Origin of the sequence: Flavobacterium sp. UGB4466 (assembly GCF_903469665.1) — a bacterium.
GTDB lineage: Bacteria > Bacteroidota > Bacteroidia > Flavobacteriales > Flavobacteriaceae > Flavobacterium > Flavobacterium lipolyticum.
In genome coordinates, this window is record NZ_CAGKLC010000003.1 from 54,233 (window position 1) to 73,909 (window position 19,677).

The window sequence follows — 19,677 nt, forward strand, 5'->3', positions numbered from 1 at the left end:
TCTAAAAAAATTATTACAATGAAAAAGTTTATTTTATCTTTAGTACTCATGGCTGTAACAACAAGTTACAGCCAAGAGTTAAACCTACCGGTTTTTACACAGTATTTAGCCGATAATCCTTTTGTTATCTCACCGGCCTTCGCTGGTATCGGTGATAACCTTAGAATTAGAGCCAATGGACTTACCCAATGGGTAGGGATAAAGGATGCGCCGGACAACCAGTCGCTTTATGCCGATTTTAGAGTTTTGGACCGTTCAGGAGTGGGTATCAATGTGTACAATGATAAGAATGGATATACGCGTCAGACTGGAGCTAAGATCTCCTTCGCGCACCACATTATTCTGGATTATTATTCAAAACAATACCTGTCTTTCGGACTTTCGTACAACTTTAATAGTTTCCGTATTGATATTGACGAATTCAATAACACCATTGAGCATCCTATTTTAGATCCAAGTGTAACCGACAATCGATATACCGCAAACAGCAACTTCGATGTAAGTGCTTTGTACCGTAACAAAGCATTCTATGTCAGTTTTAATGCGAACAACGTACTAAAGAAAAATACCAACAAATACAGAGGAGTAGAGCCTAGTTTACTTTCCAATTATCAGATATATACAGGATTTATTTTTAAAGACGGAGAAAACAGCCGTATCGAATACGAACCATCGCTTTACTACCAGTACTTCGCAAGTGATAAACGTTCTACAACCGATTTTAACTTCAAGTACAGACGTTACAACCGTTACGAGGATTATTACTGGATTGGAGTTTCGTATCGTTTTTTAAACGATCAGTTCCCAAAACCATTATCCGTTGGGCCAATGGTAGGTTTTATGAAATCTAAGTTCTACTTTGGGTATTCGTATCAGGTAATGTTTAACAATTTAGGCAATTACAACACAGGGACACACTCGGTAACTATTGGTTTCGATTTCTTGCAAGCCATTAGCAACTGTCCTTGTACACAAAGTCCGGTTCACGACTAAGCAAACATTTTTAGCGTTTTTAAAGTTAATTTGTTTTTTTTTCTAAATTATATCGTTTTCGCTGTTAGAGCGGGTTTATTTTTATATTTTTCAAATTTGTTGCAACCCTAAAAGTTCTATATTTGTTTTTCTATCAGAAAAAATTAAAAAATTATCAAATGAAAACTCTAAACGATTTCGACTTTAAAAATAAAAAAGCAATTATCCGTGTGGACTTTAATGTGCCATTGGATGAAAACTTTAATGTAACGGATGCTACGCGTATCGAAGCGGCAAAACCAACTATCGATGCAATTTTAGCGCAGGGAGGAAGTGTAATTTTAATGTCGCATTTAGGCAGACCAAAAGGAGCAGAAGATAAATATTCGTTAAAGCACATTTTAAAAACTGCTTCTGAAATATTGGGAGTTCAGGTAAAGTTTGCTGAAAACTGTATTGGAGAAGCAGCCAAGACTGCTGCTGCTAATTTACAGCTGGGAGAAGTTTTGTTGCTTGAAAATTTACGTTTTCACGCTGAGGAAGAAGCCGGAGATGTTGCTTTTGCAAAAGAGTTAGCATCATTGGGAGACATTTATGTAAACGATGCTTTTGGTACAGCACACAGAGCACACGCTTCAACCACAATTATTGCCCAGTTTTTTCCAACTGAAAAATGTTTTGGAACCTTATTGGCAAAAGAAATTGAAAGTTTAAATAAAGTACTTAAAAATAGCGAAAAACCGGTAACAGCAGTTCTTGGAGGTTCAAAAGTATCTTCAAAAATTACCGTTATCGAAAACATCTTAGACAAAGTAGATCACATGATCATCGGTGGCGGTATGACTTTTACATTCGTTAAAGCACTGGGGGGTAAAATCGGAGAATCTATTTGTGAAGATGACAAACAGGATTTAGCACTTGAAATTTTGAGATTAGCTAAAGAAAAGGGAGTTCAGGTTCACATTCCGGTTGATGTACTTGCAGCAGATAGTTTTTCTAATACTGCCAATACTCAGGTAGTAGAGGTAAACGCAATTCCTGACGGATGGCAAGGTCTTGATGCAGGTCCTAAATCTTTGGAAAACTTTAAAAAAGTAATTCTGGAGTCAAAAACAATCTTATGGAATGGTCCATTAGGAGTTTTCGAAATGGAGGCCTTTGCTAAAGGAACGATCGCTTTAGGTGATTATATTGCTGAAGCTACAGAAAATGGTGCCTTCTCATTAGTGGGTGGTGGAGATTCTGTTGCAGCAGTAAAACAGTTCGGTTTTGAAGATAAAATGAGTTATGTTTCTACCGGAGGTGGAGCTATGCTTGAAATGTTAGAAGGCAAAATTTTACCTGGAATCGCCGCGATTTTGGACTAAAAAATCACAATTAACATTTTTTTACATAGTTTTCTTCAATAAACTGTTTAAGTTTGTAAAACTAAGGTTTCTGTAATTTGTTGAATTATAGAATTTTAAAAAAATGTTATATGATTGTAAAAAAAATAGCAATAGTGGTTTCCGCTTTTTTTTCGATTTCTGTGGTCGCACAGAATGTGGCAAAAGCAGATGCTGAAATTAAACCGGTTGTAAAAATATCGTATTTAGATTCTGTTAAAAGTACCTTCAAAAAAAATGAACTGGCAACACGTGTTGACAGTCTTTGGATGAACGAATTAGTAAGTCTCGATATTTACGACGATTTAACAAAAGATATTCAAACCATTAACACAGATGTAACCGTTGATGAAGAACTGCCTACAGATTTGCTAAAACAGCGATTGCAGGCAATGAATGGGAAATCACCTTTTAATATTGAATACAATCAGGGATTAGAAAACATCATAAAGTCATTTCTTAAGAATCGTAAAAAATCGTTTTCACGATTAATGTCTTTATCAGAATATTACTTTCCAATTTTTGAAGACGCTTTTGCCAAACAAAATGTGCCTTTAGAAATTAAATATTTAGCCGTTGTAGAATCTGCTTTAAATCCTAAAGCAGTTTCTAAAATGGGCGCCACCGGACTTTGGCAATTCATGTACGGAACCGGTAAACAATACGCACTTAAAATAGATTCTTATATCGATGAACGCAGTGATCCGCTTAGAGCAACTGCCGCAGCATCAGAATATATGACTAAAATGTTCAGCATCTTTGGTGACTGGGAACTGGTTCTGGCCTCTTACAACTCAGGACCCGGAAATGTGACCAAGGCCATTCGCCGTTCCGGTGGAAAAACAAAATATTGGGACATTCGAAGCCATCTTCCAAAAGAAACTCAAGGTTACGTGCCCGCTTTTTTAGCCACCATGTACCTTTTTGAATACCATAAAGAACACGGAATTAATCCACAAAGAGCCGTTGTTAAAAATTTTGAAACCGATACTGTTCAGATCAAAAGCCAAATGTCATTCAAACAAATTGCTGATTTGTTAGACATGCCGCAATCTCAGATTCAGCTTTTAAATCCATCGTATAAACTAAACGTAGTTCCTTTTTATCAGGGAGAGGAGCATTATCTGCGTTTACCCAAAGAGAAAATTGCCACCTTTGTTTCAAACGAAGACAAGATTTATGCCTATGTGGCTTACCAATCGCAGAACAAAACCATTCCGGTTCAACTGGCGATGAGGACAGCCCCAAGAGCCAAATACATGGCGAAAGCCAAAGAAAAAGAAGAATCCTCTAAAGAAATTCAGTTTTACAAAGTTCGGAAAGGTGATAATCTGGGAGCAATTGCCGAAAAGTATAACGTAAGCATTGTAGATCTGAAGAAGTGGAACAATCTGAAATCAAACTCAGTGGCCTTTGGAAGAAATTTAAAAATTAAATCTGAAATAGAGGCAGTTGTTAAAAATCCTAAAGAAGCTAAAGCAACATTGGCAATAGATAAAAAATCAGAGGAAGCTATTGCTTCAGCAGATGATAAAGATAAAAATAATGCACAACCACAGGAGTATGTAGTAGCTGCCGGAGACAATTTAGGCAGCATTGCAAAGAAATTCGGTACGACTATTGCGGAGTTGAAAGAACTTAATAGTCTAACTTCAAATAATATTGGTTTAGGGAAAACATTAGTGATTTCTAAAGCAGTTCCTGAAATTGTAGAGGAGAATGCTGTAACAACCGCTATTGCGTCAAACAATTCAATTGATTCGTTTAAGAAAAAAGCAACGTCAAAAGCTTTGGGTGAAGACTATTATGTTAAAAAAGGAGATTCGTTGTATAGTATTTCTAAAAAATATCCAGGAGTGACTATTTCTGATATTAAAAAATGGAATAATATTAAAGACGGAGACATTAAACCCGGAATGAAACTTAAAATAAACGGATAATTCAAAATCTTATATAAATTTGGGTTTTATTTCATAACTTAAGAGAATGAATAAAACCCATTTTTTATTAGTACTACTTCCGCTGCTGTTCATTTCATGTTTTAAAAATGACAAGCAGACTGAAACTGTGTCTGGAAAAACCAATACCATTTCCGTCATTATAGACGATCAATTGTGGTATGGCGAAGTGGGCGACAGCATTCGAAATAAATTTGCCTCACCGGTTTTAGGACTTACACAGGAAGAACCCATATTTACCATCAATCAGTATCCGGCTCGTTTGCTGGAAGGTTTTGTTACCGACAGTCGTAGCATTATTGTGGTAAAAAAAGCCACCGCTGATAAGTTCGAAGTCACACACAGTGCCTCGCTGCCTCATAATACTTTTAGAATTTACGGAAAATCGGTAGATGATATCATTTGCAGTATCGAACTCAATTCCGCACAAATTATCAAAATAATCCGCGATACCGAGATCAAAAAAATTCAGGAGGACAACAGTAAATCCCTGTTGAATCCGGCCATTATAAAAAACAAGTTTCATATCGATCTTCAGATACCCGTTGGATATGAATACATGTTGCACAAAAAGAACTTTATCTGGCTTAAAAAAGACATCATTAGCGGAAATACCAGTCTGCTCATCTATCAAATTCCGATTCGCAGTTTTGAGAAAAGTTCAAATGTAGTAGACAACATTATCCGAATGCGGGATTCGGTTGGATATTATATCAAAGGGAAAGAACCCAAAACACGTATGATTACAGGAGAGGCTTATGCTCCCTATTTCTCGACGATTTCATTAGATGGAAAAAAAGCTTTTGAAACCAAAGGTACCTGGGAACTTAAGAATGATTTTATGGCCGGACCCTTTATTAACTATGCCATTGTCGACGAAATGTACAACCGAATTCTGGTAATCGAAGGATTTTGTTATTCCCCCTCCAACGAAGAACGTGATTTAATGCTGGATCTGGAAGCAATTATAAAATCGGTTAAAATTGATAAAAGGTAAATCCGTCGCTCCGAAAGAGCTTCAGCTAAAGCATAGTGCAACGCGCTATGAAGCATGTAAAAGTTTGTTTACGCCCTGAAAGGGCAAAAGCCCAATACCAAAATTATCAATTTGTAGCTTTTTATAGAAATACTGTTAAGTTTTTAGTAATGAGGTGACAAACTAATTTTTCTTAATTTTGTTTTACAACTAACATTAAAACAGAACATTATGAAAAATTTAATTGCAGTATTAGTACTAGTCATGTGTTTTGCCTCCTGTAAAAAAGAGGCCAAGACAGCAACTGAAACGGTCGGCTCTTCTGATAGTATTAAAAAAGAAGAACCAATAGCAGAACAGCCGGTTGATTCGGCTGCGCAAATGAAAGCCTGGCAGGAGTATGCAACCCCGGGGGCTCCTCATAAATTAATGGCCGATGAGGTTGGAACCTGGAATTGTGACATGACTTTCTGGTCTGAACCAAACGGGAAACCCGAAAAAGCCACTTCAACAGCAAACGTTAAAATGATTCTTGGAGGACGTTATCAGGAATCGAACTATCAGGGAACCATGATGGGACAAGCTTTTGAAGGTAAAAGTACATTAGCTTATAACAATGCCAGTAAAGAATACACCACCACTTTTATCGACAATATGGGAACCGGTATGCTGGTGGCCATGGGTAAGTACGATGAAAGCACCAAAAGTATGGAGCTAAAAGGAGATATGATTAATCCCGTAAACGGTAAAAAGACCCCCTACAGAGAAATTTATACCATTGTGGATGCTAAAACACGTAAAATGGAAATGTTTGATGTAAAAAATGGTGAAGAGTTCAAGAGCATGGAAATCATTATGAAGAAAAAATAAGATTCTCCTTCCATCATAAAGTATAAATCCCGATTGCAGTTTGTAATCGGGATTTATAGTTAAGAATATTTGGTATAATTTTGTTTTTAGTGTAAGTTAGAACCGTAAACAATAAGACAAAACAATAAACAAAGATCAAATGGAGCTAAAATGGAAAATAAAGCCTTTTGAGGCGTTAAATGTAAACGAGCTATACGATTTGCTCAAATTAAGAAGTGAGATCTTTGTAGTCGAGCAAAACTGCGTTTATTTAGATCTTGACGGTAAAGACAAGAAAGCATTACACCTGATTGGCGAGTACGATGGAAAAACAGTAGCGTATGTGCGTTTATTCGATGCGGGGATTAGTTTTGACAATGCTTCGATCGGACGTGTGGTGGTAGATGCCAATTACCGCGACCGAAAATGGGGACACGATCTGATGCGCGAAGCGATTGCGGCTATAAAATCAAATTTTGATAAAGATGCGATTACGATTGGAGCTCAATTGTATTTAAAGAAATTCTACGAAAGCCACGGATTCGTGCAAACCAGTGAAATGTATCTGGAAGATGATATTGAGCATATTGAAATGGTAAGAGGTTGACCAAAGACTCAAACTACCGATTATAGTAGTGGTATCTTTATCTTTTAAAATTCTATCAGGAGTATAAACCCTTATTTACTTACTTAAGTAGATAAGGGTTTTTTTTATGATTTAGATAACAGTTTCGAGTACTGGATTTATTTAATTTAGGTTTTGGTAGAGGTTTAGTAAAAAGAATAATAAATGAAAAGAAAAGTACTGGTGTTTGTGTTTTTAGTTTTTGGTGTCTTGAGCTTTGGGAACGGTAAAGGGATAAGTAGCAATGAAAATCAACGTATCGAAAATCTATCGAGTCTGGCAAAAATTTGGGGATTTCTAAAATACTACCACCCTAATGTCGCTAGAGGCAATTTCAATTGGGATGAGCAATTGATTATGATGATTCCAAAAGTGGAAGGGGCAAAGAACAGAGAAGATTTATCAAAAATCTATCTGGATTGGATTACAAGTTTGGGGGTTGTCAAAGAATGTAGATCATGTCAGAACATATCTGGAAAGAGTTATTTTGATAAAAACTTCGATCTTTCCTGGATGGATAATTTAGCTGTTTTTACACCAGAGCTTTCTCGAAAACTTAGATACATTGAAGAAAATAGAGCACAAAGTAATAGCTTCTATGTCACCAAAAGCCCAAGAGAAAATGTTGAAGTCAGAAACGAATCAAAATATAAAGATTTTGAATATCCGGAAAAAAATTATCGGTTACTAAGTTTGTTCAAATATTGGAATACCATTGAATATTTCTTTCCGTATAAATATTTAACGGATCAAAAATGGAGTACAGTTCTGGAGGAAATGATTCCAAGGTTTGAAAAAGTTAATAACGCAACTGAATATCAATTGGTGTTGCTTGAAACAGTTATTAAAATCGACGACACACATGCAAGTTTGTATACGAATAAGAATTTTGAGTTTTTTGGTAAAAAGTACATTCCGGCCTTCAGTAATGTGATAGAGAATAAAGTCGTTATTGTTGGGATTTACAATGATTCACTCGCGAGAATAAATGATATCAGAAAAGGTGATATTATTGAAGAAATTGACGGTAAGAATGCATTGGAAATAATGGCTGACCGAAAAAAATACGTAAACGGTTCAAATAGTAATACCAAAGCTAAGAATTATAACTACCAGTTGTTTAATGGTTCAACGGATTCAGTAAAAGTTAAAATAAGAAGAGATAATGATTTTGTATTAAAAACAGTAAAACGGTATAAAGGATCAGATTTAAAATCAAATTTGAGCCGCACCAAAGAAAAATTTAATCTGGATGCAAACGACATTGGATATATCAATTTGGCTAATATAGAAGTAAATGATCAGGAAGAAATTATGGATAAGCTGAAATCGACAAAAGCTTTAATCATAGATCTTAGAAACTACCCTCCATTGATGCCTTACAGAATCGCCAGAAGATTAAGTTTTGAAAGTAAGGAGTATGTGAAGTGTATAGCGCCAGATTTAAAATATCCGGGAAGATTTTTTTGGAAAAAATCTCTTGTGATAGAGCCATTAAAAAAATCATATTATAGAGGAAAAGTAGTTTTGCTAGTTAATGAAGAGACCCAAAGCAGAGCAGAGTTTGTGACTATGCTTTTACAAGCGGGTGATAATGTTACTACTATTGGTAGCCAGACCGCAGCAGCGGATGGTGATGTGTCCCGACTTGAATTTTCTGGCTTTGTAACGGCTATAAGCGGACTAGGTGTTTTTTACCCCGATGGAACTGAGACACAAAGAAAAGGGGTCAAGATCGATATAGAGGTTCGTCCAACAGTTAAAGGAATTCAGGAAGGGAAAGATGAGGTTTTGGAAAAAGCAAAAGAATATTTAGTAACAGAAAAGAGCTAGAAGATTATTGTTTTTAAATCTTAGTAATCAAAAATTCAACACGACGATCTAGATTTTCACCTTTTCCCAGCGGGTATTTATTTCCGCAACCCTGATAAGTCATTCGGTTTTTGGAGATTTTTTTTGAGCTGAGGTAGTGAAAAACAGTTTTGGCACGGTTCCAGGAAAGTCTTCTTTCATTGGTGGCTCGGTCAATTCCGTCGGAGTAGATATCAGGGGTACAGCAAACATGACCTCTGATTTCGAATTTTAAACCCTTTTGTTTTTCTAAAATTGCGGCAACTTTATCTAATTCTTTTTTAGAATTTGGAGTAAGTTTTGAACTTCCAATATCAAACAAAATATTGTCTAAGAAGATCTTGTCACCAATTTTAAGTTTGTTAGGGAATGAGTTGTAAATTCCTTTACCAAAGCTGTTTTTCTTTACAGCAATTAAGTCAACCCGCCGATTTCGGGAACGGGTTTCGTGTAAATTTTCGATAGTGTCAGGCCTTAGAATCACACGGCCTTTGCCTTCTAAAATAACAATTTTGCCATGGTTGAAGCCCGCGCGAACCAAGAAGTTCTGAATGGTTGCCGCCCGATTGTTAGACAAACGAAAGTTGTATTCGTCGTTTCCGCGATCATCACAATAGCCATATATTTGTACCGACTCAACTTTAGAGGTGTCGATATTTTTAATAAAACGGTTTACAACTTCGGTTTGTTTTGGTGTAAGATCGAACTTGTCAAATTCGAAATAAATGGTTTCAATAGGTTTTTGCTGTGCCGATAAATTGTAAATAAGAAACAGAAATAGGGGTCTGTAAAGTTTCATTCTTTTACATTTTTAAAATCGTTTTATACTCGGTTTGGTTATTTAATACATTTACTGCTTTTTTAATTTCTGAATTATTTTTAATGTAATATTGATACAAGCCTTCCTGATACTGATATCTTTTAATCAGTTCTTCCAGTATCAGGTTTCTGATTTCCTTTTGATTTTTATCCAGTAAAGTACTTTCACTTTTTTCAAGAGCTGCCTGTAACTGTTGGTATTCTGTAGCAATAGTTTCGTCGATTTTTTCATTTTTGGCTGCAGCCATCATATTTTTTAACGCCACTTCTGATTCCGTGTCAAAACTAATTTTGTTGGTTTTCAGGAACTGCTTGAAACTACTGTAATCAGCATCAGTAAGGATTGGTGTTTTGTCTCCTAAGTTTGGATTCTTGTAATAGTACGTAGTAGCATAATCAAAGATCCCGTCATTTTTTAGCAAGGCCGTTGTAATCGGACTCATTTTAGTTTCGTCCAGTTCGATATCCGGTAAAACACCACCACCATCATAAACCGTTCTTCCTTTTCGGGTTTTAAAAGCATTAAAGTTTTTAGCATCCGTTTTTTGCGCTACACCATTTTTGTCTTTGTGAGCATAATCCAATGCCTGAATACAACGTCCGGAAGGCGTGTAATAACGGGAGATTGTCACTTTCAACTGAGTTCCGTAAGTTAAATCAACAGAGCGCTGTACCAAACCTTTTCCGAAACTGCGGCTTCCCAGAATCACGGCACGGTCTAAATCCTGTAAAGCTCCAGAAACAATTTCTGAGGCTGAAGCACTTCTGCCATTGACTAAAATGGCCAAAGGAATCGAAGTATCAACAGGTTCTTTAGTTGTTTTATAAATGTTGTTGTGCTTTTCGATTCTTGATTTTGTCGTTACAATAACCTCATTCTTCGGAACAAATAAATTACAAATATCAATAGCTTCATTGAGCAAACCACCCGGATTCCCTCTTAAATCAAGTACGATTTGTGTAGCGCCGTCCGCTTTCAGTTTTTCCAATGCATCTTTCACCTCATTGGATGCCTTTCTGCTAAAGTGCGCCAGAACAATATAGCCTGTTTTAGCATCGATCTTTCCAAAAAACGGAACCGACTTAATATCCACTTCGTCCAAAACCAGTTGAGTGGTGAAGGTTTGTCCTTGTCTGAGGTATTTGATGTTGATTTTCGTGTTTTTAGTTCCCTTCATTAATTGCGAAGCGTCATCTTTAAAGTCGGCGATCAAAACATCACCGATCTGAATGATCTCATCTCCGGCTTTCAGTCCGGCCTTGTCGGCAGGATAGTTTTTATAAGGTTCACGAACAATCAAACGGTCTTTTTTTCTTGAGATCAAAGCTCCAATTCCGGTATATTCTCCCGTATTGTTGATTTTAAAATTCACAACATCCTGTTCGTTAAAATAAACCGTATAAGGATCCAGACTGCTCAGCATGCTTTTAATGGCTTTGTCCATCAGGTCACCCGGGTTGGTCTCGTCAACATAATTTGTGTTTACCGCTTTAAACAGAGTCGTGAAAATTTCGATTTGTTTGGCAATTTCGAAAAAGTCGTCTTTGAAACTGGTTCCGATAAATAAAAACCCTGCAGCAACAGCAGGTATGATGAATTTCTTCTTGAAATAAGGATACATGATTATATTTTTTTTCTTTTAAATCTTTTTCTAATAAAGTAGACAAGTACGCAAAATACGATTATAAACGGCCATATACTAATGATCGAAATTAAAAAATCGGACAGGCTGAAAAATCCGGATTGAATAGCAGTCCATATTTTGGAACCATAAGAAATCTTAACGCCTTGTTTTTGAGCTATGGTTTTGTAAAATGATATCGTTACAGTACTTTCTGAAACGCGGCTTTCGAGATATTTCAATTGCCCTTCTTTGGCTTCAATTTCTTCACGAATAGCCGAAATCTGTTTTTCAATTTCCAGAATTTCACTAATCTTAGTGGCTTTTTGTAAAATCTCCAAATAGCGGGCTTCAAGTTTGCGTTTTGTGTTTAATCTTGAAGTTAAGTCAATGTATTGTTCGGTAACATTTTCTGCAGAAATCTCTTTTTGTTCAAAGTACGAAACACCCTTAGAAACCGCATTTATAAAAGAATCAAAGTTTGCACTGGGAACGCGAATCGTTAAGGTTCTGTAAATGTTGTCATATTCTTTGCCTTCAGAATCATTTTGAATGGAGGCTTTATTGGCAACAATCGCAGTTTGGATTTGTTTGAAAGTATCTTCTAAATCATTGGTTTCAAATCGAAGAGAAGCCTGTTTGATAATTTTTTGTGTAATCTCCGGAGCAGCAGGGTCATACTGTGCATCTGACGCTGGAGCGGATTCATTTTTTGGAGTAAGCTTGACAGCGCTAATCCTCATATTAGCAGAAGGTTCTTCATTTTTACTGCAACTCGAAAAGCCTAAAAAAAGCAAGAATAAAAAGAAAATATAGCGCATAATATTTCAAATTAAATTTAAAACTACAATTTTTTTATAATTTTTCGTATAATTTGATAAATAAAGTTGTCGTAAACGAATTACAATTCTGTTTTATTTTCAGAATCAGAGCTTTTGTTTACTTGCTGAAGGAATTTTTCAAACAGCTGAATGGTCTTGGTGTTGATTTCTTCATAAGGCAGTCTGTCTTTCGTTTGATAAAAAAACATCAAGGAGTAGGGCTGTGGAATGTTATCCAAAAGTAAATGTTTGTTGAGTCGGTACGTTTCTCTTAGAACGCGTTTGAAGTAATTTCGGTCTACGGCTTTTTTGAAGTATTTTTTAGAAACCGAAACGCCAATTTTGATTTTTTCTGGTGAATTTTCTTCCACCGGAGCATAAACCAAACGCAAAGGATATTTTGAAACCGATTTCCCTTCAGAAAACAGTAAACTTATTGTGGTTTTGCTCTTTAAGCGTTCATTTTTAGGGTAAGTGAAGTTCATTTAATTCAGAAAAAATTTGCAAATTTTAGGGCAAAGGTACAATAGCTGTTTTTATATGAAGTGATTTAATACAAATTCTTTGAACCAATTTGGAAAATCTTCTTCATTTATATGAAGTTTTAATGAATTACCATTGTTTATTTCAGCTATTAAAGTGAGTTTTTCGCCAGAATTATCAAATAAGAAGGTCTTGTTTGAAATTTCGATTGCGGGAAACAAATTGTTTAAAGTTCGTTTGTATCTGTTTTTTATAATTTCACTGTCAACGGCGTGTCCACCTTTTTGAACTCTGTTTTCAACACGAGAGATATTTACTTCCGGATCGTCTATACACACAAAATATAAGTATGAAGTATAGCCCAGAGCATTTGCTATACTAATATCTTCTAGTTTTGAAATATGGCTCATAACCGTTTCAAAGCAAAAGCTTTTATTTTCTTTAAGAAGTTTTTCTCTTAGAAAAGAGGAAATAAGTGAGCCTTCATAACTATTAGGATCTTTAGAAACTGATACTATAAAGTTTTCTTTTATCTCAAGAGATATTTGAAAACCTTTTTCATTGGCAGTATTTATTAGCGTTTTTGTGTTTTCTTTTTTGTAGAAATTTTGTAATTCTTTCTGAGAAGATTTTAGTTCATACGAATCTAAATCTATTAAGCCTTTAGTTCGCAAGATCTTTTCGAGGTAATCTGCATTTATAAAATAGCCCGTATTGTAATGTTTAGAAAATTCTTCAAAAAGAGTGCTTTTTCCAGATCCGTTCGGTCCGGCAAATATTCTCAGTCTTTTCTTTATTTCCTGCATAAAATCATTCCTTTTTTCAAACCTTTATCAGTATCTTTCTTTTGTTGAAGATTTCGAATGATCTTAATTTCTCCATTTGGGAGCCTTTCAATTATTTTTCTGTCTGATATTGATTTTATAGTTAGTCCCAAAGCTTTAGATTCTCTAATGGCATAACTTGAACTTCTCGAAGCAGATCTTATTAGAATATCTGTTTCATTAGCGCTAAGTTTTTCTTTATGTTGCTTTATTACAAAGCGGGCGATCTTATTTCTCATGACTTACTTAAAAAGAAGTTTATTGTCAAATTTACGATTTTTTTATCTGATTCTAAACAATTAAACAACGTGTAAGAACTCCATTTAATTCAGAAAAAATTTGCAAATTTTAGGGCAAAGGTACAATAGCACCAGAAAAACGGTTATTGTTTTCAATTTTTATACCGCTAAATATTTATTTATTACTTTTGGGCATTAATTTTTTAAGCATGCAAAAGATAATTTCGTACCCCATTTCCGTAATTTATTACTTGTGTTTTGGTTTTTGTCTGGCGGTATTTCACCCGATACAATGGTTCTGCCTGAATGTTTTTGGGTACCAGGCGCATAAAAAAAGCGTAGATTATCTGAATTTCTTCCTGTTAAGATGTACCAATCTGGTGGGAACAAGGTACACTGTTACCGGAGTAGCCGATATACCAAAGGGAGTTCCAATCATTTTTGTTGCAAATCACCAAAGTATGTACGATATCGTAACAATGATTTGGTACTTTAGACGATTTCATTGTAAATTTGTAAGTAAGAAAGAGTTAGGAAGCGGAATTCCGAGTGTGTCTTTTAATTTACGCCACGGAGGATCTGTCTTAATCGACCGAAAAGACCCTAAACAAGCGATTCCGGTAATCAAAGGCTTGTCTGAATATATCGAAAAAAATACCAGAGCTGCTGTAATTTTTCCTGAAGGAACAAGAAGTAAAACAGGAAAGCCCAAAGAATTTGCACAAAGCGGTTTAAAAATCTTATGTAAATATGCACCGTCTGCTTATGTAGTGCCGGTAAGTATCAATAATTCATGGAAAATGGTTCGTTTTGGAATGTTTCCGGTTGGATTAGGAAATCATTTAACCTTTACAGCACATAAAGCAATGGCCGTAAAAGATTATGATTTTGCCGATTTAATGGCTTTGACAGAAAAAGCGGTGGTAGAAGGAGTAAATGAGTATAAATAGATTTTTGTTGTAGTACAAACGAAAACTTAAATCCCAATCTTAAATAAGTAATGTCTATAAAAAACATTAGATTAGAAGTAATGCAGTTTTTGGAAAAAAACGTGGATAGCTTCGTTGAACAGTATTTAATTCCAGTGGAAAAAATTTGGCAGCCGTCAGACTTTTTGCCTAATTCTGAAGGAGAAAATTTCTTTGAGGAGGTAAAAGAGTTACGTGAAATTGCTAAAGAATTGCCTTATGATTTCTGGGTAACTTTAGTGGGGGATACCATCACTGAAGAAGCTTTGCCAACATATGAGTCATGGTTAATGGATGTAGAAGGAGTCAATCAGATAGAAAACGGTGGAAATGGCTGGTCGAAATGGATCAGACAATGGACCGGAGAAGAAAATCGCCACGGAGACCTTTTAAATAAATACTTGTATTTGTCCGGTCGTGTAAACATGCGTGAAATCGAAATGACTACTCAGCATTTAATCAACGACGGTTTTGATATTGGAACCGGATCTGATCCGTACAAAAACTTTGTGTACACCAGCTTCCAGGAATTGGCTACTTATGTGTCGCACAACAGAGTGGCACAAATGGCAAAGAAATTTGGTGATAACAAACTGTCTAAAATGTGTAAAATGATTGCAGGCGACGAAATGCGTCACCATCATGCTTACAGCGAGTTTGTTACCCGTATTTTTGCTGTTGATCCAAGTGAAATGATGTTGGCGTTTCAATACATGATGAAACAAAAAATCGTGATGCCGGCGCACTTTTTAAGAGAATCAGGTCAGAAAATAAGCAGTGCTTTTGAGCAGTTTTCAGATTCAGCACAACGTATAGGGGTGTACACCGCTAACGATTATGTTGATATTATGCAAAAGCTAATCAACAAATGGGAAATTGATAAAATTTCAAATTTGACAGACGAAGCAGAGAAAGCGCGTGATTACCTGATGAAATTACCAGCTCGTATGGCAAGAATTTCTGAAAGACTTGTAATTCCTGCAGAATCTCATATCTTTAAATGGGTTGAGCCTGCCAGATTGTAAAGTACAGATTTCTGATTTTAGAGTTTAGATTTGTAAAACTTTAAGCAGAATAGCTGAAAAACATATTGTTGATTGTTGAAGTTTCAAAGCTTTGACAATCAACAATTTTTATTTAAAGTACAAAATACCAGAGTAAATCTTTTTCACCTGCTTGAGGTGTATGACATTTACCGCAAACTATAAATACTATGAATAACTCCGAACTTATAAATAAAACGATTGCTTTTGTAAAAGAGAAATTAAACGATGCCGAAGGTGGGCACGATTGGTTTCATATTGAACGTGTTTATAAAAATGCACTTTTAATTGCCAAAGGAACTGACTGTGATCTTGCCATAGTGCAATTGGGAGCTTTGCTTCATGATATTGCCGACAGTAAATTCCACAATGGAGATGAGACCATTGGCCCTAAAACAGCTCGTTTATTTCTGGAATCAGAGAAAGTTGCAGAGGAAATAATTCAACATGTGGTAAACATCATCGAAAACATCTCCTATAAGGGCGGAAATTTTGAAAAGAGGTTTTCTTCTGTAGAATTAGATATCGTTCAGGATGCGGACCGTTTAGACGCAATTGGAGCCATTGGAGTAGCAAGAGCATTTAACTATGGCGGATTTAAAAACAGAACGCTTTATGATCCTGCAATTGCACCCGTAACCAATATGACAAAAGAGGAATACAAAAAGAATACGGCACCAACGATCAATCATTTTTATGAAAAGCTTTTGCTTTTGAAGGATAAGATGAATACCGAAACCGGTAAGCAAATTGCCGCAGAAAGACATCGTTTTATGGAAACATTCCTGGCACAGTTTTATGCGGAATGGGAGGGGGCTAAGTAGAGATTTTTTTCCGCCGAGACACACTAAGAAAACACAAAGCTTCACAAAGGATTTACAATCTTTGTGAAGCTTTGTGTTTATTTGGTGAAGCTTTGCGAAATAATTCACTCATGAACATCCGCAATTATGATCCCCACAGTCTTTTTTCTTCTTAGATTTCCAAAAGAACTTTTTGATGAGGTACCCAACGGCAATGAATAATATGATAAAAGCGATAATTTCCTGTACCATGATCGTTTATTTTAAAAGTTGATACGCTATTAATGCAACAAAATAGGCAAGACCACTCATCAGGACAAGCTGCATGGCAGGCCATTTCCAGGAATTGGTTTCCTTCTTGGTGATGGCGAGCGTACTGGCACATTGCATCGCAAAAGCATAAAAGAGCAATAATGAGATACCGGAGGCAAAATTAAATATTTTATGACCCGTTTCCGGATTGATCTCTTCCTGCATTTTACTTCTTATGGTAGATTCGTTATCCGTGTCTCCAACACTGTATATGGTTGCAAGAGTTCCCACGAACACTTCACGCGCGGCAAAGGAACTGATTAACGCAATTCCGATTTTCCAGTCGTAACCTAAAGGCGAAATAACAGGCTCTATGGCTCTTCCCATCAAACCGATATAGGAATTTTCCAGTTTTTGAGAAGCGACTTCATTTTCAAACTGAGTTTCGTCTAAAGTAGTATCTGCAAATCTCTCTTTTACAATAGTCTCGGCTTCATTAAAATCTTTTCCGGGACCATACGAAGCTAAAAACCATAAGATCACAGATATGGCTAAGATAATTTTACCGGCACCCACTACGAAAGCTTTTGTTTTCTCCACAACATTAATCGCAACGTTTTTGAACAGCGGCAATTTATAACTTGGCATTTCTACCACAAAATAGGTCTTCGAACTAATCTTCAGTATTTTGTCCAGGATATAAGAAGCAAGAATTGCAGTTGCAAAACCTAGTAAATACAATAACATCAAAGCTAATCCCTGCATGTTTAAGATTCCAAAAAGGCGTTCGTCCGGAATTACCAATGAAATAATGATCGTGTAAACAGGCAGTCTGGCCGAGCAGGTAGTAAAAGGAGTTACCAGAATTGTAATCAGTCGTTCTTTCCAGTTTTCGATATTTCGGGTAGCCATAATGGCCGGAATAGCACAGGCCGTTCCTGAAATTAAAGGCACGACACTCTTTCCGGACAAACCAAATTTTCGCATGATTTTATCCATCAAAAAGACCACACGGCTCATATAACCACTTTCTTCTAAAATCGAAATGAACAGAAACAGAAAGGCAATTTGTGGAATAAAAATGATCACACCGCCAATTCCCGGTACAATTCCCTGAGAAAGTAAGTCGGTGAGAATTCCGCTTGGCAGTTCTGCGGCAACCCAGCTGCTTAAGGAAGCAAAAGAGCTGTCTATGAAATCCATAGGAATAGTTGACCAACTGAAAATAGACTGGAAGATCAGAAATAAAATAGCCAGGAAAATGACATAACCCCAAACTTTATGGGTTAAAACACGATCCAGTTTCGCTCTGATATCCTTCGCCATTGAGGCATCTACTTTTAAACCTTCTTTTAAAACATCGTTTATAAACTGATATCGCTTGATCGTTTCTTTTTGCTGTAAGCGTTTTAGTTCCGAATGCGACTTGGTAAAAGTACTTCTGATTTCATTACGATCCAGGTTCGAAAAATTCACATCCTGCGTAATTACCAGCCAAAGTTTGTACAACAACTGATTCGGAAAAGCTTCCTGTAGTTTTTCAAAATACGCCTGATCAATAACTGATGCGTTCAGGCAAGGCTCGTGCGGAATATTTTTATACGAAACAATTAGTTCTTTCAGTTCTTCAATTCCCAAACCTTTTCGGGAACTTACCAAAGCAATTTTTGTTTTTAGTTTTTCCTCCAGATACGGAATATCCAAAGTAATACCCTTGCTTTCCATGCGGTCTGACATGTTAATGACCAGAATTGTCGGAATTTCAAGATCTTTAATTTGAGTGTAAATCAGTAAATTACGTTTCAGATTTTCGACATCTGTAACCACTACCGCTACATCCGGATATAATTTGTCGTTTTTGTTCAATAACAATTCGATAACCACACTTTCGTCCATAGAACTGGCATTCAGACTATAGGTTCCCGGCAAATCCAGAATGTTGGCTTTGATATTGTGTGGTAACTTACAGAAACCGATTTTTTTCTCAACGGTAATTCCGGGATAATTCCCAACCTGTTGATTTAATCCGGTTAGCTGATTGAAAACAGAAGTTTTTCCGGTATTCGGATTCCCAATAAGGGCGACGTTGATATTTTGAATGCTCATTACAAATTGGTTTTGATAAGTTCAACTTCAATTTCACGAGCAGTTTCAACGCGAATGGCTACATGTGAGCCATTAATGTCTAAATACAGGGGGTCGCCAAAAGGCGCAATTTGCAGTAATTCAACTAAGTTGCCCGGCAAACAACCCATTTCTAGTAGTTTTAGAGGAATAAGATCGATATCAAAATCTTTGATAATGGCTTTTTCGCCTTTTTTCAGAGTGTGGATAGTATTTTGCAAGCTTATTTAGATTGAATTTAGATTGCAAAAATAGGCAATTATTCTTTATTTCAAGGTATTTAACACTTGCGGAAATGCTAAATCTTTCTAAAAATAAGGGATTTTAGACTGAATTTAATGAATTTCGCGATTGTTCTTTTGAGGGACTACTCCTGGCACAGAAAATTAATGTCTTCTAAAAGACGTTTAATTTCTTCTTTATTTGTTCCGTCATAAAAACCACGAACACGTCTTTTTTGATCCACCAAAACAAAATTCTCGGTATGCACCATATCGTAAAGCTGATCAGGACGTCCGAGTTTTACAGCTAGATATGATTTTCGTGCCATCGTATAAATTTCTTTTTTATCGCCCGTAACCAGATTCCATTTACTGTCGACCACAGCATGTTTTATAGCATAGGCTTTCAGTACGGGAATACTGTCAACCTCAGGAAATACTGTATGAGAAAGCAGCATCACTTTCGGATTGCTTAAAACTGCTTTTTGAACATCCTCCAGATTGGTCGTCATTTTTGGGCAGATTGAACCGCAGGTGGTGAAAAAAAAGTCGGCCACATATATTTTTCCTTCGTAATTCTTCTGGGTAATAGTATCTCCGTTTTGATTCACAAACGAAAAATCGGCAATTGTATGGTATTTGCTTTTATATTGAACCGTGCTGTCTACCAGTTCCGGATTTACATCGGCAGGATTGTAAATAGGTAACGTTTTTTGCGGTTTTAAAGCCGAGTAAAATAAAGATATTGTAACGGTTGAAAATACAATAAGAACAATAAAGAATTTACGGTATTTGTATAGAAAAGATTTCATAAAAGCAATTTGGGTGCAAAAATACGAAAA

Annotated in this window: 20 protein-coding genes; 10 read left to right on the plus strand and 10 right to left on the minus strand. The window is 36.1% G+C overall.

Features of this window, described 5'->3' with window-relative positions:
* The first annotated feature begins 18 nt into the window (after window positions 1–18).
* The 7 genes from JO950_RS01490 to JO950_RS01520 all read left to right on the plus strand — a co-directional run bounded on the left by JO950_RS01490 (window position 19) and on the right by JO950_RS01520 (window position 8,598).
* Window positions 19–993 carry a type IX secretion system membrane protein PorP/SprF gene (locus JO950_RS01490; RefSeq protein WP_202700738.1) on the plus strand — a complete coding sequence of 325 codons (975 nt, stop codon included), beginning with the start codon at window positions 19–21 and terminating at the stop codon, window positions 991–993.
* 158 nt (window positions 994–1,151) lie between these two features.
* Window positions 1,152–2,339, plus strand: a complete 1,188-nt coding sequence (pgk, locus tag JO950_RS01495) for a phosphoglycerate kinase (RefSeq protein WP_202700739.1) — start codon at window positions 1,152–1,154, stop codon at window positions 2,337–2,339.
* 110 nt (window positions 2,340–2,449) lie between these two features.
* Complete coding sequence (locus JO950_RS01500; protein ID WP_202700740.1) at window positions 2,450–4,297, plus strand: LysM peptidoglycan-binding domain-containing protein; 1,848 nt, start codon at window positions 2,450–2,452, stop codon at window positions 4,295–4,297.
* Between the two features lie 46 nt (window positions 4,298–4,343).
* On the plus strand, window positions 4,344–5,312 hold the full coding sequence (locus JO950_RS01505) for a DUF4837 family protein (RefSeq protein WP_202700741.1): 969 nt from the start codon (window positions 4,344–4,346) through the stop codon (window positions 5,310–5,312).
* Between the two features lie 210 nt (window positions 5,313–5,522).
* On the plus strand, window positions 5,523–6,161 hold the full coding sequence (locus tag JO950_RS01510) for a DUF1579 domain-containing protein (RefSeq protein ID WP_202700742.1): 639 nt from the start codon (window positions 5,523–5,525) through the stop codon (window positions 6,159–6,161).
* 139 nt (window positions 6,162–6,300) lie between these two features.
* Window positions 6,301–6,747: a GNAT family N-acetyltransferase gene (locus JO950_RS01515; protein ID WP_202700743.1), complete on the plus strand. Its 447-nt coding sequence runs from the start codon at window positions 6,301–6,303 to the stop codon at window positions 6,745–6,747.
* Between the two features lie 183 nt (window positions 6,748–6,930).
* Complete coding sequence (locus tag JO950_RS01520; protein ID WP_202700744.1) at window positions 6,931–8,598, plus strand: S41 family peptidase; 1,668 nt, start codon at window positions 6,931–6,933, stop codon at window positions 8,596–8,598.
* A 13-nt stretch (window positions 8,599–8,611) separates the two neighbouring features.
* Here the strand turns inward: JO950_RS01520 and JO950_RS01525 are convergent, their stop codons facing one another.
* The 6 genes from JO950_RS01525 to JO950_RS01550 all read right to left on the minus strand — a co-directional run bounded on the left by JO950_RS01525 (window position 8,612) and on the right by JO950_RS01550 (window position 13,424).
* Window positions 8,612–9,415: an OmpA family protein gene (locus JO950_RS01525; protein WP_202700745.1), complete on the minus strand. Its 804-nt coding sequence runs from the start codon at window positions 9,413–9,415 to the stop codon at window positions 8,612–8,614.
* Window positions 9,416–9,419: 4 nt separating this feature from the next.
* Window positions 9,420–11,057 carry a S41 family peptidase gene (locus JO950_RS01530; protein ID WP_202700746.1) on the minus strand — a complete coding sequence of 546 codons (1,638 nt, stop codon included), beginning with the start codon at window positions 11,055–11,057 and terminating at the stop codon, window positions 9,420–9,422.
* 2 nt (window positions 11,058–11,059) lie between these two features.
* Window positions 11,060–11,800: a DUF4349 domain-containing protein gene (locus tag JO950_RS01535; RefSeq protein WP_237732257.1), complete on the minus strand. Its 741-nt coding sequence runs from the start codon at window positions 11,798–11,800 to the stop codon at window positions 11,060–11,062.
* Window positions 11,801–11,958: 158 nt separating this feature from the next.
* A complete protein-coding gene (gene rnpA, locus JO950_RS01540; protein ID WP_202700748.1) occupies window positions 11,959–12,363 on the minus strand; it encodes a ribonuclease P protein component in 405 nt (134 codons plus the stop codon).
* 51 nt (window positions 12,364–12,414) lie between these two features.
* Entirely contained in the window at window positions 12,415–13,035 is a 621-nt protein-coding gene (locus JO950_RS01545; RefSeq protein ID WP_237732258.1) for a hypothetical protein, read from the minus strand.
* 119 nt (window positions 13,036–13,154) lie between these two features.
* On the minus strand, window positions 13,155–13,424 hold the full coding sequence (locus JO950_RS01550; protein ID WP_202700750.1) for a hypothetical protein: 270 nt from the start codon (window positions 13,422–13,424) through the stop codon (window positions 13,155–13,157).
* A 209-nt stretch (window positions 13,425–13,633) separates the two neighbouring features.
* Here JO950_RS01550 and JO950_RS01555 point away from each other — a divergent pair, with 209 nt between their 5' ends.
* The 3 genes from JO950_RS01555 to JO950_RS01565 all read left to right on the plus strand — a co-directional run bounded on the left by JO950_RS01555 (window position 13,634) and on the right by JO950_RS01565 (window position 16,259).
* Entirely contained in the window at window positions 13,634–14,374 is a 741-nt protein-coding gene (locus JO950_RS01555) for a 1-acyl-sn-glycerol-3-phosphate acyltransferase (RefSeq protein WP_202700751.1), read from the plus strand.
* A 50-nt stretch (window positions 14,375–14,424) separates the two neighbouring features.
* Window positions 14,425–15,417, plus strand: coding sequence for an acyl-ACP desaturase (locus JO950_RS01560; RefSeq protein ID WP_202700752.1), 993 nt, complete (start codon window positions 14,425–14,427; stop codon window positions 15,415–15,417).
* 188 nt (window positions 15,418–15,605) lie between these two features.
* Window positions 15,606–16,259, plus strand: a complete 654-nt coding sequence (locus tag JO950_RS01565; RefSeq protein WP_202700753.1) for an HD domain-containing protein — start codon at window positions 15,606–15,608, stop codon at window positions 16,257–16,259.
* 108 nt (window positions 16,260–16,367) lie between these two features.
* On the opposite strand, the gene JO950_RS01570 is transcribed toward JO950_RS01565, so the two are convergent.
* The 4 genes from JO950_RS01570 to JO950_RS01585 form a co-directional block, all read right to left on the minus strand.
* Window positions 16,368–16,490, minus strand: coding sequence for a FeoB-associated Cys-rich membrane protein (locus JO950_RS01570; RefSeq protein WP_083342470.1), 123 nt, complete (start codon window positions 16,488–16,490; stop codon window positions 16,368–16,370).
* Between the two features lie 6 nt (window positions 16,491–16,496).
* Complete coding sequence (gene feoB / locus JO950_RS01575; protein ID WP_202700754.1) at window positions 16,497–18,596, minus strand: ferrous iron transport protein B; 2,100 nt, start codon at window positions 18,594–18,596, stop codon at window positions 16,497–16,499.
* Complete coding sequence (locus JO950_RS01580) at window positions 18,596–18,835, minus strand: FeoA family protein (protein ID WP_017495803.1); 240 nt, start codon at window positions 18,833–18,835, stop codon at window positions 18,596–18,598. Before JO950_RS01580 ends, feoB begins: the two co-directional genes overlap by 1 nt.
* Window positions 18,836–18,981: 146 nt before the next feature.
* Complete coding sequence (locus tag JO950_RS01585; RefSeq protein WP_202700755.1) at window positions 18,982–19,647, minus strand: SCO family protein; 666 nt, start codon at window positions 19,645–19,647, stop codon at window positions 18,982–18,984.
* Between the last annotated feature and the right edge of the window lie 30 nt (window positions 19,648–19,677).

What these genes read in the sequence shown, in the direction of transcription:
- JO950_RS01515 (WP_202700743.1), top strand. Translation starts at nt 6,301, where the DNA reads ATGGAGCTAAAATGGAAAATAAAGCCTTTTGAGGCGTTAAATGTAAAC.
- pgk (WP_202700739.1), top strand. Translation starts at nt 1,152, where the DNA reads ATGAAAACTCTAAACGATTTCGACTTTAAAAATAAAAAAGCAATTATC.
- JO950_RS01510 (WP_202700742.1), top strand. Translation starts at nt 5,523, where the DNA reads ATGAAAAATTTAATTGCAGTATTAGTACTAGTCATGTGTTTTGCCTCC.
- JO950_RS01570 (WP_083342470.1), bottom strand. Translation starts at nt 16,490, where the DNA reads ATGGTACAGGAAATTATCGCTTTTATCATATTATTCATTGCCGTTGGG.
- rnpA (WP_202700748.1), bottom strand. Translation starts at nt 12,363, where the DNA reads ATGAACTTCACTTACCCTAAAAATGAACGCTTAAAGAGCAAAACCACA.
- JO950_RS01490 (WP_202700738.1), top strand. Translation starts at nt 19, where the DNA reads ATGAAAAAGTTTATTTTATCTTTAGTACTCATGGCTGTAACAACAAGT.
- JO950_RS01585 (WP_202700755.1), bottom strand. Translation starts at nt 19,647, where the DNA reads ATGAAATCTTTTCTATACAAATACCGTAAATTCTTTATTGTTCTTATT.
- JO950_RS01520 (WP_202700744.1), top strand. Translation starts at nt 6,931, where the DNA reads ATGAAAAGAAAAGTACTGGTGTTTGTGTTTTTAGTTTTTGGTGTCTTG.
- feoB (WP_202700754.1), bottom strand. Translation starts at nt 18,596, where the DNA reads ATGAGCATTCAAAATATCAACGTCGCCCTTATTGGGAATCCGAATACC.
- JO950_RS01565 (WP_202700753.1), top strand. Translation starts at nt 15,606, where the DNA reads ATGAATAACTCCGAACTTATAAATAAAACGATTGCTTTTGTAAAAGAG.
- JO950_RS01560 (WP_202700752.1), top strand. Translation starts at nt 14,425, where the DNA reads ATGTCTATAAAAAACATTAGATTAGAAGTAATGCAGTTTTTGGAAAAA.
- JO950_RS01525 (WP_202700745.1), bottom strand. Translation starts at nt 9,415, where the DNA reads ATGAAACTTTACAGACCCCTATTTCTGTTTCTTATTTACAATTTATCG.
- JO950_RS01530 (WP_202700746.1), bottom strand. Translation starts at nt 11,057, where the DNA reads ATGTATCCTTATTTCAAGAAGAAATTCATCATACCTGCTGTTGCTGCA.
- JO950_RS01535 (WP_237732257.1), bottom strand. Translation starts at nt 11,800, where the DNA reads ATGAGGATTAGCGCTGTCAAGCTTACTCCAAAAAATGAATCCGCTCCA.
- JO950_RS01505 (WP_202700741.1), top strand. Translation starts at nt 4,344, where the DNA reads ATGAATAAAACCCATTTTTTATTAGTACTACTTCCGCTGCTGTTCATT.
- JO950_RS01500 (WP_202700740.1), top strand. Translation starts at nt 2,450, where the DNA reads ATGATTGTAAAAAAAATAGCAATAGTGGTTTCCGCTTTTTTTTCGATT.
- JO950_RS01550 (WP_202700750.1), bottom strand. Translation starts at nt 13,424, where the DNA reads ATGAGAAATAAGATCGCCCGCTTTGTAATAAAGCAACATAAAGAAAAA.
- JO950_RS01555 (WP_202700751.1), top strand. Translation starts at nt 13,634, where the DNA reads ATGCAAAAGATAATTTCGTACCCCATTTCCGTAATTTATTACTTGTGT.